Origin of the sequence: Quadrisphaera sp. RL12-1S (assembly GCF_014270065.1) — a bacterium.
Lineage (GTDB): Bacteria > Actinomycetota > Actinomycetes > Actinomycetales > Quadrisphaeraceae > Quadrisphaera.
Map to the genome: position 1 here is coordinate 57,857 of NZ_JACNME010000002.1, position 11,904 is coordinate 69,760.

General features: G+C 75.0%; 11 protein-coding genes. 6 read left to right on the top strand and 5 right to left on the bottom strand.

The genetic code is table 11. The features are described from left to right. Positions 1–17 precede the first annotated feature (17 nt). Positions 18–512, top strand: a complete 495-nt coding sequence (locus H7K62_RS03795) for a nucleoside deaminase (RefSeq protein ID WP_186716621.1) — start codon at positions 18–20, stop codon at positions 510–512. A gap of 18 nt (positions 513–530) precedes the next feature. On the opposite strand, the gene H7K62_RS03800 is transcribed toward H7K62_RS03795, so the two are convergent. Further along, on the bottom strand, positions 531–1,826 hold the full coding sequence (locus H7K62_RS03800; RefSeq protein ID WP_370591602.1) for an FAD-binding domain-containing protein: 1,296 nt from the start codon (positions 1,824–1,826) through the stop codon (positions 531–533). 51 nt (positions 1,827–1,877) lie between these two features. Further along, positions 1,878–3,017 carry a GNAT family N-acetyltransferase gene (locus H7K62_RS03805; protein ID WP_186716622.1) on the bottom strand — a complete coding sequence of 380 codons (1,140 nt, stop codon included), beginning with the start codon at positions 3,015–3,017 and terminating at the stop codon, positions 1,878–1,880. A 126-nt stretch (positions 3,018–3,143) separates the two neighbouring features. Here H7K62_RS03805 and H7K62_RS03810 point away from each other — a divergent pair, with 126 nt between their 5' ends. Then, positions 3,144–4,694, top strand: coding sequence for a flavin-containing monooxygenase (locus tag H7K62_RS03810; RefSeq protein WP_186716623.1), 1,551 nt, complete (start codon positions 3,144–3,146; stop codon positions 4,692–4,694). Positions 4,695–4,732: 38 nt separating this feature from the next. Here the strand turns inward: H7K62_RS03810 and H7K62_RS03815 are convergent, their stop codons facing one another. From H7K62_RS03815 to H7K62_RS23505, 3 genes are read right to left on the bottom strand one after another with little or no spacing between them, the layout of a single operon-like run. Next, complete coding sequence (locus H7K62_RS03815; protein ID WP_186716624.1) at positions 4,733–5,740, bottom strand: exonuclease domain-containing protein; 1,008 nt, start codon at positions 5,738–5,740, stop codon at positions 4,733–4,735. A 59-nt stretch (positions 5,741–5,799) separates the two neighbouring features. After that, positions 5,800–6,189, bottom strand: coding sequence for a VOC family protein (locus H7K62_RS23500; protein ID WP_222437061.1), 390 nt, complete (start codon positions 6,187–6,189; stop codon positions 5,800–5,802). Positions 6,190–6,221: 32 nt separating this feature from the next. Next, on the bottom strand, positions 6,222–6,359 hold the full coding sequence (locus H7K62_RS23505; RefSeq protein ID WP_222437062.1) for a hypothetical protein: 138 nt from the start codon (positions 6,357–6,359) through the stop codon (positions 6,222–6,224). Between the two features lie 635 nt (positions 6,360–6,994). Here H7K62_RS23505 and H7K62_RS03825 point away from each other — a divergent pair. From H7K62_RS03825 to H7K62_RS03840, 4 genes are all read left to right on the top strand, one after another. After that, positions 6,995–7,999 carry a LacI family DNA-binding transcriptional regulator gene (locus tag H7K62_RS03825; protein WP_186716626.1) on the top strand — a complete coding sequence of 335 codons (1,005 nt, stop codon included), beginning with the start codon at positions 6,995–6,997 and terminating at the stop codon, positions 7,997–7,999. 249 nt (positions 8,000–8,248) lie between these two features. Further along, positions 8,249–9,091 (top strand): sugar phosphate isomerase/epimerase family protein, encoded by an 843-nt coding sequence (locus tag H7K62_RS03830; RefSeq protein ID WP_186716627.1) that lies wholly within the window; start codon positions 8,249–8,251, stop codon positions 9,089–9,091. A gap of 80 nt (positions 9,092–9,171) precedes the next feature. Further along, the gene (locus tag H7K62_RS03835; RefSeq protein ID WP_222437063.1) at positions 9,172–10,365 is read left to right on the top strand and encodes a substrate-binding domain-containing protein; all 1,194 of its coding nucleotides are present in this window, start codon (positions 9,172–9,174) and stop codon (positions 10,363–10,365) included. An 8-nt stretch (positions 10,366–10,373) separates the two neighbouring features. Then, positions 10,374–11,903 (top strand): sugar ABC transporter ATP-binding protein, encoded by a 1,530-nt coding sequence (locus H7K62_RS03840; protein WP_370591630.1) that lies wholly within the window; start codon positions 10,374–10,376, stop codon positions 11,901–11,903. The last annotated feature ends 1 nt before the right edge of the window (position 11,904 follow it).

An 11,904-nucleotide genomic window follows, 5' to 3' on the forward strand; every position in this document is an offset into this window, starting at 1 on the left:
CCACCGCAGGAGGACACGTGTCAGAGCAGGCTCCGCAGGACCAGCACGCCGACCGGGCCGTCGAGCTCGCGCTCGCCAACGTGGAGGCCGGCGGCAAGCCGTTCGCGACCGTCGTCGTCGACCGCTCCAGCGGTGAGGTGCTCGCCGAGGCGACCAACCAGGTCGCCCAGTCCGGTGACCTCACCGCGCACGCGGAGATCACGGCCATCCGCCAGCTCGCCGAGCGGGGCCGGACCGGGCTGGAGGGCTGCGACGTCTACGTCACGGCCTACCCCTGCCCGATGTGCCTGGGCGCGCTGTACTACGCCCAGCCCGAGCGGGTGGTCTACGTGGCCACGCGCGAGCAGGAGGACCGCCACTACGAGGACGGCAACCGCTACACCACCCTCGCCACCTTCTACGACGAGTACGCCAAGCCCGTCGCCGAGCGCTCCCTGCCCGCGGTGCAGGCCCAGCACCCCGACCCGGAGTCGCCGTTCCGCGCGTGGAAGCAGGCGCACCCCGAGGCGTAGCCGCGCGGCGCCGCGAGGTCAGCGGCGGCGGCCGCCGCTCTTCCTCGCCGGGCGCGGGCGGCTCGGCCGCCCGGCCCAGGCGCTGAACGAGCGCAGCGACCCGGACCCCGGGCGCCGCAGCCACGGCCAGGGGTGCAGGGCCACCACGTCCAGCTGCGCCGAGCGGCGCTTGAACCCCGGCACGTACGCCCAGGTCGTCGCGAGCGGTCGGCCCGCCAGCTCGGTGACCGGGTCACCGAGGTGCACCTCCAGGGGGCGGGCCTCGCCGATGTCCGCCAGCGCCTCGGTGAGGAACACCAGGCGCTTGCCCGACAGCCGCAGCGAGCGCAGCAGCGGCTCGTCGAGGACGAAGACCGCCGGCAGGTCCGGGTGGGCCGACAGCGCCGGGTCGGCGTCCCCGAGGGACTCCGCCGTCAGCCACACCGCCTCGGGCTCCCCGGTCAGCACCGGGTGCTCCGGGCCGCCGTCGGTCTGGCCCTCGTCGACCTGGCCCCCGCCGAGGGTGTCGGGCCCGTCGACCTTCGGGCCCGACTGCGCCTCCGGCCAGTCCTGCACCGGGCAGGCCTCGCGCAGCGCGCAGCCCGCGCACAGCTGCGGAGCCCGCTTCTCCACCTGCCAGCGGCTGAACCCGTAGACCCGGCCGGTGCCGGTGCCGATCGCCCACTGCCAGCCCAGGCGGTTGGCCGCCCGCGAGCCGTCGAGCAGGTTGCGGAACATCTCGTCCTCGCCCCTGCGCCAGTCGGCGCCGGCGCGCACCGCCCACTGCGAGGCCAGCCACATGCGGGTCTGGTTGACCAGCCAGCCGTTCTCGCGCAGCTCGGTGGTGGTGGCGTCCATGCACGCCATCTGCCGCGGCCACGGGTCCTCGGGGCTGACCGGGGGAGCCGGCGGGGCGCTGCCCGGCGCGGGCACGGGGGCCTCGAAGCGCAGCGGCGCCCCGTTGGCGGCTCCGACCCGGGCGTACACGTGGCGCGAGTACTCCTGCCACAGGAGCTCGTCGCGGAACTTGTCGCGGTCCCGAGAGGGAGCGCTGCCGGCGGCGTCCCACACGGCGGGCAGCGTCAGCAGCCCGTGCCGGATGTAGGGCGACAGGCGGGACGCGCCGCGGCTGGACTCGGGCAGCACGTTGCTGCGCCGGGCGGCGTAGCCGGTGAGGTCCAGGGTGGCCAGGGCGGTGTCCGCCGCCGTCTGGCCCCCGCGCACCGGCGAGGCGCGCACCTCGTCGCTGGACAGGTGGCCGAGGTGCTCGCGCACCCAGGCCACCACCTGCGCCCGGTCCTCGCTGCGGTCGGCTCGGGGGGTGGGCAGGCGCACCGCCTCACCCTCGCCGATCACCCATCCGACGGCGACCCGGCGCTGCGCGGGTCAGCTGCGGTGCGCCCGCCGCGCCTCGCCGTAGGAGGCCCACACGCCGTGCCCGGCCACGGCCAGGTGCGCCGCCCGCGAGCGGCGCCGCGGCCCCACCAGGGTGAACTCCGTGGCGGTCCGCACCTGGTCGCTCCAGCGCAGCTTGGCCTGGTTGGGCCCGCACGACAGGTCGAACACGCGGTGCCCCGCGGCGCGGGCGTCCTCCACGGCCACCGACTGCAGGTGCGTCACCGCCGAGTACGGCCACCCGCGCTCGGCCACGCCGGAGATCGAGCTGTAGCTGGCGGTGTCGGTGTGCAGCACCAGCAGCGCCGCCTCCACCACCCCCTCCAGGCGCAGCTCGTAGACGCTGACGGCCTTGCGCCGCGCCATCCGGCCCACCACGTCGTGCAGCAGGTCGAGCACCCGGGTGTCCTCCAGCACGTCCGCGTGCACGGGCCGCCCGTCGCGCAGCCCGGCGCGCGAGCCGTGCAGCGAGGCCAGCCGGCCCAGGGCCGCGCCCACCTCGGCGGGGTCGGTGGTGCGGGTCACCGCCCAGCCGTCCGCGCCGAGGTCGCGGGTCAGCCGGTTGCGGGCGCGCCGGAACGACTCCTTGAGGTTGCGGCGCCCGGCGAAGACGTCCTCCACGGTGAGGTCCAGCCAGACGTTGGCCCGCAAGCGGCGCTGCAGCACGGTGAAGGACCAGTCCGGCAGCCACTCCGGCTCCAGCCACGGCGCGGCGGACCCACCGCCCAGCAGCAGGTGCGCCCAGTCCCAGCTCGCCTGCTCCTCGCACAGCCGGGCGACCACGGCGCGGGTGGCGTCCCGCTCCAGCCCGGCGGCGGTCAGCAGCCCGGGCAGCTCGTACGGACCCACCCACACCGCCCCGGTGCCCACCGGCTGCAGGGCGCGCGCCAGCCCGCGCGCCACCGAGCGCACGTACAGGGGCGCCACGCCCACCAGCCGCTCGCCCGAGCGCACCTCCACCACGAACGGCTCGTCGCGGGTGCCGTCGGCGAAGCGCTCCAGCCAGGGCAGCGCCCAGTCCGGCCCGGTGAAGGGGTTGGCGGTCCCGGAGGTCTCGTGCAGCGACTGCCACTGCTCCGCGAGGTCACGGAGGGCGGGCAGGTCGCGGTGCACCGTCGTCTGCAGCTCCACGGTCCAGGCATCGGGTCCCCGCCCGCGCCGCTGGAGCCGCACGCGTCCTGCCGGGTGACGCCTCCGTCGTCGTCGTCCACCGGACGGCCCGGTGTGCCGATGGGCATCTCCGTGAGGGTCGCTGTCGTGGGAGCCGGTCCGTCCGGCCTGTCCACCGCCGCCGTGCTGACGGCGTGCGGGCACGACGTGGTCGTCTTCGAGGCCGCACCGGACGTCGGCGGCGTGTGGAGCACCACCCGCGCCTACCCCGGGGTGTCCACCCAGGACGACCGCACCTCCTACGCCTTCTCCGACACCCCCATGCCGGCCGACCACCCCGAGCACCCGAGTGGCGACCAGGTCCGCGCCTACCTGCACGAGTACGCGCGCAGCAAGGGGCTGCTGGACCGCATCCACCTGCGCACGCGCGTGGAGGCCGCCGAGCCCACCGCCGACGGCGAGGGCTGGCTGGTGCGCACCACCGGCCCCGGCCCCGGCACCGCCGCGGAGATGACGACGACGACGCACGCCGTCGACTGGCTCGTCATGGCCAGCGGCGTCTTCTCCACCCCCCACGTGCCCGACTGGCCGGGCCGTGACGCGTTCGAGGCGGCCGGCGGCCGGGTCGTCGAGCCCACCCGGCTCGGTGACGGCGCTGCGCTCGCGGGACAGCGGGTGGTGGTGGTCGGCTGGGGCAAGACCGCGTGCGACGTCGCGGCGGCCAGCGCCGCCACGGCGGCCTCCACCACGGTGCTGGCCCGGGCCCTGCGCTGGAAGGTGCCCAAGCGCTTGGCCGCCGGCCTCACGTTCCGCCACCTGCTGCTGACGCGGGCCGGGGAGCACCTGCTGGACCCCCGCCACGACCGCCCGGCGCTGCGCGCGCTGGCGCTGGCCGACGCCCCGCTGCGGCGGGCGACGGCCTGGCTGCTGGCCCGGCACGTGGCCCGGCGCTGCGGGCTGCGCGAGCTGGGCCTGCTGCCCGCGGTGTCGCTGCCGCACTCCGACAGCCTCGTCACCGACGGCTTCTTCGAGGCGGTGCGCGCCGGGCGGGTCGCGGTGCGCCGCGAGGTGTCGGTGCGGGCGCTGGCCGCCGTCGGGGACGAGCCGGGGGTGGTGCTGTCCGACGGGCGGTGGCTGCCCGCCGACGTGGTGGTGGCGGCGACGGGCTTCGAGCAGGACCTGTCGCTGCTGGCACCCGAGGTCCGTGCGGCGCTCCTCGACGACGACGGCGTCATGGCCCTCGACCGGCGCGTCCTGCCGCTGCGCGTGCCGCGGCTGGCGTTCGCCGGGTGGGGCAACACCTACCGCAGCCCGCTGACCGCCGAGGTCGGGGCGGTGTGGCTGGCCGCCCACCTGGCCGGGGAGCTGCGCCCGCGCCGGCGCGCCGACGTGGAGCGCCGCGCCGACCGCTACCACCTCACCCACGCCCGCGCCGCCGCCCACGGCGAGCCGCAGCTGCCGAGCGGCTCGTTCGGCGCCCTCGACGACCTCCTGGCGGACCTCGGGATGCCGCTGCCGCGCCGGGTGCGGTGGCGTCAGTGGACCCGGCCGCTGACCCCGGACACGTACGCCCACCTGCTGCCCGCGCTGCAGCGCCGGCTGGTGGCCCGCGGGCTGCTCGACGCGTCCGTGCCGCGGCCTCGCGAGGCGCACGAGGCGACGGCCAGTGCCAGGACGGGCCGCTCCGTCAGGTCGTGACACGGCGACGGCGCCTCACAGGGGACGCCGCCGAGGGCTCACCAGGCGCGAACGCGGCTCGGGCGGAGGTCGACGACTTCTGGCGCCGGCACCGGCGCGGGGCGCGCCGTCTCGATGAGCACGGCCGCGGTCGCGGGGTCGGCCACGGGCGTGCCCAGCTCCAGGGCGCGGGTGGCCTTGCGGGTGCCGGAGTGCACGTCGTCGGTGACGAGCAGCCTCGTGCGCCGTGAGACGGCACTGGTCACGCGCAGGCCGCGCTGGCGGCAGCGGGCCTCCAGCAGGGCGCGCACGTCCGGGTCACCGCCGGTGAAGACGACGGCGTCGCCGGCAGTCAACGCCGGCAGCGACGGCAGAGCTGCGAGCCGTGGCGCCGCCGTCGTCGTCGTCCTCGGTGTTGTCGGTGTTGTCGGTGCTGCGGGTGCGGCCACGGCTCCGCGCCGGCGCAGCACGGGCGGGTGCGGCGGGGGAGCGACGGCGGGCCAGGCGGTGGTGGTCGCGCGGCGCAGGAGCCCGGTGTGCGCGCCCGGTCCCGCGGAGCGCAGGTAGCAGGTGAGCAGCTCGGCGGTGGCGCGCGCGTCACCGAGGGCGGAGTGGGCGCCGGTGAGCCGGACGCCGGCGGCGGCGCAGCAGTCGGCCAGCTTGCGCTTGAGCAGGTGCGGCAGGTGGCGGCGGCTCTCCGCGAGGGTGCACAGCTGGGCCACGTCGGGCATGAGCACGCCCGCGCGCTCCATCTCGGCGCGCAGGAACGGCACGTCGAAGGCGGTGTTGTGCGCCACCAGCACGCGCCCGGCGAGCACCTCCACCAGGGCCGCGACGACGTCCGCGAAGCGCGGGGCGGAGCGCACGTCGGCGGGGCGGATGCCGTGCACCTGGGTGGCGCCGACGCCCGCCCGGCCGGGGTGGACGAGCGTGGACCACTCCGCGCCGGCCACGCCGTCGGGGGAGACGTGGACCACCGCCACCTCCACGACGCGCTCGGTGCGCGGGGAGAAGCCGGTGGTCTCGAGGTCGAGCACTGCGAAGCCTGCTGTGCCGGGGAAGTGCACCCCGTCACGCTACGTGCTCTCCTGACCCTCCCGGACCAGCGGCGTGACGGCTCCGGTGCTCAGGTGAAGAGGCAGAAGGGGTGCCCGTCGGGATCACGCAGGACGCGGACGTCGTCCTGCGGCTGGAACGGGTCCAGCACCGCGCCCACCTCCAGGGCCCAGGTGACGGCGGCGTCGAGGTCGTCGACGTGGACGTCGAGGTGCGCGGTCGCGTGCTGCGCGCTCGGCTCGCTGGGCCAGGTCGGGCGGGTGAAGCGCGCGTCGTGCTCGAAGCTCAGCACGGGCCCGAGGTCCGGGCTGGCGGGACGGACCTGCGCCCAGCCGGGCTCGTCCGCGGTCACCGGACTGCCCAGCAGCCGGGAGTAGAAGGCCGCCAGCCGCTGCGCGTCGGAGGCGGCCAGCGTCACGGAGGTGACCCGCAGGCGGGGGCGGGTGTCGTCGTCGTCCACCGTCCGAGGCTGCCACCGGTCGGCGACGGCTGTCAGGAGCCCGCGGCGGTGGCGAGGGGGGCGTCGGTGCCGCGGCGGGCGGGGGTGAGGAGCGCGGTGAGCCGCTCGGGCGGGACCGCGGGGCTGAAGAGCCAGCCCTGGCCAGCTCGCACCCGTGGGCGAGCAGCCACTGCGCCTGCTGCTCCTCCTCGACGCCCTCGGCCACCGAGCGCATCCCCGGGGCGCAGGCGACGCGAGGCGGCGCTCACCAGGGGCGCCTCCCGGTCGGCGCGCTCGATGTCCACGATGAAGCTGCGGCCGAACTCCAGGACGGCGCTGCCGAAGTCGTCGACGGCGGTGCTGACGCCGAGCTCGCACAGAGCGGGTCAGGCGCCCGGCGAAGAGGAAGCAGAGGGCGCTGCTGACGAGGGCCAGCACGTCGGTGAGGCGCACCAGCCACGTGGTGCGGTCCCCGCTGGACGCCGGGAGCGGGGTGGTGGAGATGACCAGCACCCCGACGGCTCCGAACAGCACGCCCATCAGCACCCACGTCGGGCGCCGTCAGCGCCGACGACCTGGCGCGGAGGCGGGCACGAGCGTCGCACCACGATCGCCGGTGGGCGCCCGGTGGTGCTGGAGCACCCCATCGGGGTCACCCGCAGGTGTCTCCCGGCGCCTGGTCGGGCAGGCTCGCCCGCGGGGTCAGTGGTGGTCGCGAGCGCACGCGGTGGAGGATGACCTTCGGTCGGCACCGAGGAAGGTCGGGGGCGGGGTCTTCACATGTCCACCTGCGCGTCGTCGGTGCGCTGCACCCGCGGAGCCCTGAGTGTCTAGGAACCGTCCACCGTCGCTGAAGGACGTCGCCCGGGAGGCCGGCGTCTCCTTCCAGACCGTCTCCCGCGTCATCAACGACGGCCCGCGCGTCTCGAGCGACACCCGCGCTCGGGTCCTCGAGGTGATCGCCAGGCTCGGCTACCACCGCAACGACGCGGCGCGGGCGCTGAAGACCAGCCGGTCCCGCACGATCGGGGTCATCGCTGACGCCTCCCCGCGCTTCGGCCCGGTGAGCACGCTCACCGCGGTGGAGTCCGCCGCCCGCGAGGCGGGCTACACCGCGCTCGTCACCACCATGAGCCACCCGAGCCGCGACCTCGTGGCCGACACCCTCGGCGACTTCATGGAGCGCGGCGTGGAAGGGGTGGTGGTGATCGCCCCCCGCGTGGACCTGGCCCACGTGGCGCAGGAGACGCCGTCGGAGATCCCGGTCGTGGTGCTGGCTCCCGGGGAGGCGAGCCAGCCGGGGATGACCGTGTTCTACGAGGACCAGGAGCTGGGCGCCCGCCTGGCGGTCCGCCACCTCGTGGAGCTCGGCCACCGGGACGTCGCCCACCTGGCGGGCAACCAGGAGTGGCTCGACGGGCAGGTGCGCCTGCGGGGCTGGGAGGCCGAGCTCCGGGTCCACGGCATCGAGCCGGGGGCGCTGCGGCTGGGGGACTGGTCCGGTGACAGCGGCTACGAGATCGGTCGCGAGATGGTGGCGCAGGGGCTGCCCGGGGCGGTCTTCGTCGCGTCGGACCTCATGGCCCTGGGGTTCGTCCGGGCCGTCCACGAGGCGGGGCTGTCCGTCCCCGGCGACGTGTCCGTGGTCAGTTTCGACGACAACGAGTTCGCCCCGCAGGTGCACCCGCCGCTCACCACGGTCCGCCAGTCCTTCGGGGTGGTCGGCTCGCGGTGCATGGAGATCCTGCTGGCGCTGATCTCCGGGGACGACGTCGACACCACCCCGGCCGTGCCGGAGCTCGTGGTGCGGCAGTCGACCCGTCGCGCCTGAGCCTCCTCTCGAGCTGCCCGTCCGAGGGGTGGGAGAAGGGGTCCTGACAGACAGGGCGAACGTTCGCCCAAAACCCTTGACGCGCCTCTAGGCGAACGTTCACACTCATGGCACCGGTCGAGCGGGTGCGCTGGACGGGTGGGGAGGACGGCCGCGCCGAGGCGGCGTCCGCTCCCTCCCGACCGCCCGCGAGGCCGTCGGTGCCACGTCGGTGTGGTGCCTCCGCCAGGCACCCAGGAGGACGCGACGATGCGCATCGGGCACCACACCATCACCTGGGGAGGGGTCGTCGGACACCCCGCCGGTGTCACCAGCACCAAGGACCTCCACTACCTGTCCCAAGGGTCGGTGGTCGAGGCGGTCCAGCAGATCGGCGCCGTCGGCTACGAGGGCACCGAGGTCTTCGACGGCAACCTCGCGGCCCTCGCCGACACGCCGGAGGTGCTCCTGGAGGCGCTGGCGGCGGCGCAGGTGGAGCTGGTCAGCGTCTACGCGGGGGCGAACTTCGTCTACGCGGACGCGCTGCCGGACGAGATGGCCCGCCTGCGCCGCAGCTGCGAGCTGGCCCAGCGCTTCGGTGCCTCGCGCCTGGTGGTCGGCGGCGGCGCCCGCCGCGCCGCAGGGACGCCCGACGCCGACTACGACCGCCTCGGCGCCGCGCTCGACGTGGTCGACGACCTGGCCGCCGACCACGGCCTCGAGGCCAGCTACCACCCGCACCTGTCGACCATCGTCGAGTCCCCGGCGGAGCTCGAGAGGCTCATGGACCGCACGCGCATCGGGTTCTGCCCCGACACCGCCCACCTCGCCGCCGGCGGTGGAGACCCGGCGGCGCTCGTCCGGCGCTACCCGGACCGCCTCAAGCACGTGCACCTCAAGGACATCGACCTGCGCACCGGAGCGTTCCTGCCCCTCGGGCAGGGCGACCTCGACCTCGCCGACGTCCTCGCCGCCGTCGCCGAGACCGGCTACGACAGCTGGCTCATGGTCGAGCTCGACTCCGCTGACGGGTCGCCCCAGGAGGCGGCCGCGGCCAGCCTCGCCCACCTCCGGGGTCTGCTCAGCGGCCTGCCGAACCGCGCCACCGCCTGACGCCCCACCGCCCCACCGCCTCACCGCCTCACCGCCTCACCGCACGCCCCACCCCCACCCGCGACCGGAAGGCCTTCGCCATGCCCACCTCCGTCCTGCGCCGCCGCCTCGGTGCGGCCGTCCGCCTCGCCGCCGTCCCCGCGGCGATGTGCCTCCTGCTCACCTCGTGCAGCGCCGCCGGCACCAGCGCCTCGGCCCCCGCCGGCGGCGCCGACAAGGCCTTCGACGCCAAGGTGGACGCCTCGCTCGCCTCGGTGGAGTCCCAGGTCCTCAGCACCGGGCCGAACGGGGAGAAGCCCGCCAGCGCCGACGCCGCGACCCTCACCGACGCCCAGGTCGCGCAGGTCAAGGGGCTGGGCGCCACCGCCGCGATCACCATGCACTACGCCGGTGACGACTGGTCGACCTCGCAGATCAAGGGGTTGCAGGACGAGTTCGGTCGCCTGGGCATCACGGTCGTCTCCAGCACCGACGCGAACTTCGACCCGGCGCAGCAGGTCTCCGACATCGAGAACGCGATGACCCGCAAGCCCAGCGTCATGGTCTCCCTGCCCACCGACCCGGTGGCCACGGCCGGCGCGTACCGGGCCGCGGCCGCGGCCGGCACCAAGCTCGTCTTCATGGACAACGTGCCCAAGGGGTTCGTGGCCGGGAAGGACTACGTCTCGACCGTCTCCGCGGACAACTACGGCAACGGCGTCATCTCCGCGCACCTCATGGCCCGCGCGCTCGGCGGCAAGGGGACCATCGGCCTGGTCTTCCACGAGGCCGACTTCTTCGTCACCAAGCAGCGCTACCAGGGCTTCAAGGAGACCATCGCCAAGGACTACCCGGACATCAAGATCGTCGCCGAGCAGGGGATCGCCGGTCCCGACTTCGCCGGGGACGCCCAGCGGGTGTCCGCTGCCATGCTCAGCCAGAACCCCGACCTGAGCGGCATCTGGGCCGTGTGGGACGTTCCCGCCGAGGGCGTGCTCGCCGCGGCGCGCGCCGCAGGCCGTGACGACCTCAAGGTCGCCACGCAGGACCTCGGCCTGAACGTCGCCATCGCGCTGGCGCAGGACCGCAACGTCGTGGGTCTCGGCGCACAGCGCCCCTACGAGCAGGGCGTCACCGAGGCGCGCCTGGCCGCGCTGAGCCTCATCGGGCAGCAGGTGCCGGCGTACGTGGCGCTGCCCTCCCTGGGCGTGACCCACGACAACGTCCTGGACGCCTGGAAGACCGTCTACTCCCAGGACGCCCCTGCCCAGCTCCGCGACTCCTTCGTCAAGTGACGTCCGCGATGGTGTCCGAGCCGGTGTCGCAGGCCCCGCCCGCCGTGCGGATGCACGGCATCGACAAGTCCTTCGACGCGGTGCGCGTGCTCACCGACGTCGACTTCGAGGTCAGCCGCGGTGAGGTGCACGCGCTGGCCGGCGGCAACGGCGCCGGCAAGTCGACGCTGATGAAGATCCTGCAGGGGGTCTACAGCAAGGACGCCGGCACCATCGAGGTCGACGGCCGCGAGGTCGACGTCCGCAGCACCCACGACGCGCGGGCCGCCGGCATCGGCATGGTGTTCCAGGAGTTCAGCCTGGTCCCCACCCTGACCGTGGCCCAGAACATCTTCCTCGGCGTGGAGCCGCTCTCCGGCGGCATCATCAAGGACCGGGAGGCGGAGTCCCGGGCGCGGGAGGTCTTCGCGCAGATGGCAGTCGACGTCGACCCGCGCGCGGTGGTCGGCAGGCTCGGCACGGCCTACTGGCAGCTCACGGAGATCGCCAAGGCGCTCGCCCAGGACGCCCGCGTGCTCATCATGGACGAGCCCACGGCGAGCCTGGCCCGTCACGAGGCCGACGCCCTCTTCGAGCTGGTCGGACGGCTGAAGGCGCGCGGCATCTCGGTCATCTACATCTCCCACCGCATGGACGAGGTGTTCCGGATCGCCGACCGGATCACGGTCCTGCGCGACGGCCGACGCCTCATGACCGAGCGCCTCGTCGACACGACGCCGGCCGAGGTCATCGAGGGGATCGTCGGCCAGGCCCTCGAGGGGGAGATGACCTACCGGCGCCGCGGGGAGCGTCCGGACGCCGACGCCGGCGCCCCGCCGGTGCTGGAGCTGCGCGAGGTGACCGCAGGTCCCCGCGTGCAGGGGGTGTCCTTCTCGGTGGGCGCCGGCGAGATCGTCGGCATCGCGGGCCTCATGGGCAGCGGGCGCACCGAGCTGGCCAGGGCCCTGTTCGGCATCGACCCGATCCGGTCCGGCGAGGTGCTGGTGCGGGGGAAGACCGTGCGCCTGGGCGACCCCCGGCGCGCCATCGCCGCGGGGATCGCCATGATCCCCGAGGACCGCCGAGCCCAGGGACTGGTGCTCGATCACTCCGTGCGCGACAACCTCCTGCTGCCGCTGCTCGGCAGGTTCCGGGCGGGCCCGCTGGTCGACGACCGCGCCGCCCGCGGCGAGGCCCGGCGTCTGGTGGAGCGCTTCCGCGTCAAGGTCGCCGACGACTCCAAGGCGGTCCGCCGGCTCTCCGGCGGCAACCAGCAGAAGGTCGTCATCGCCAAGTGGCTCGGCACGCAGCCCTCGGTGCTGGTCATGGACGAGCCGACGGCGGGCGTCGACATCGGCACCAAGACGGAGATCCTCGAGACCATCCGCGACCTGGCCGACGCCGGGATGGGCGTGCTCGTCATCTCCTCCGAGTACCCGGAGCTGCTCGCCGTGAGCGACCGCGTGGTCGTGCTCCGCGAGGGCTCGGTGCACCGCGTCCTGGACCGGGACGCCATCCCCGACGAGAACTCCCTCCAACTCTCCGTGCAAGGAGCCTGAC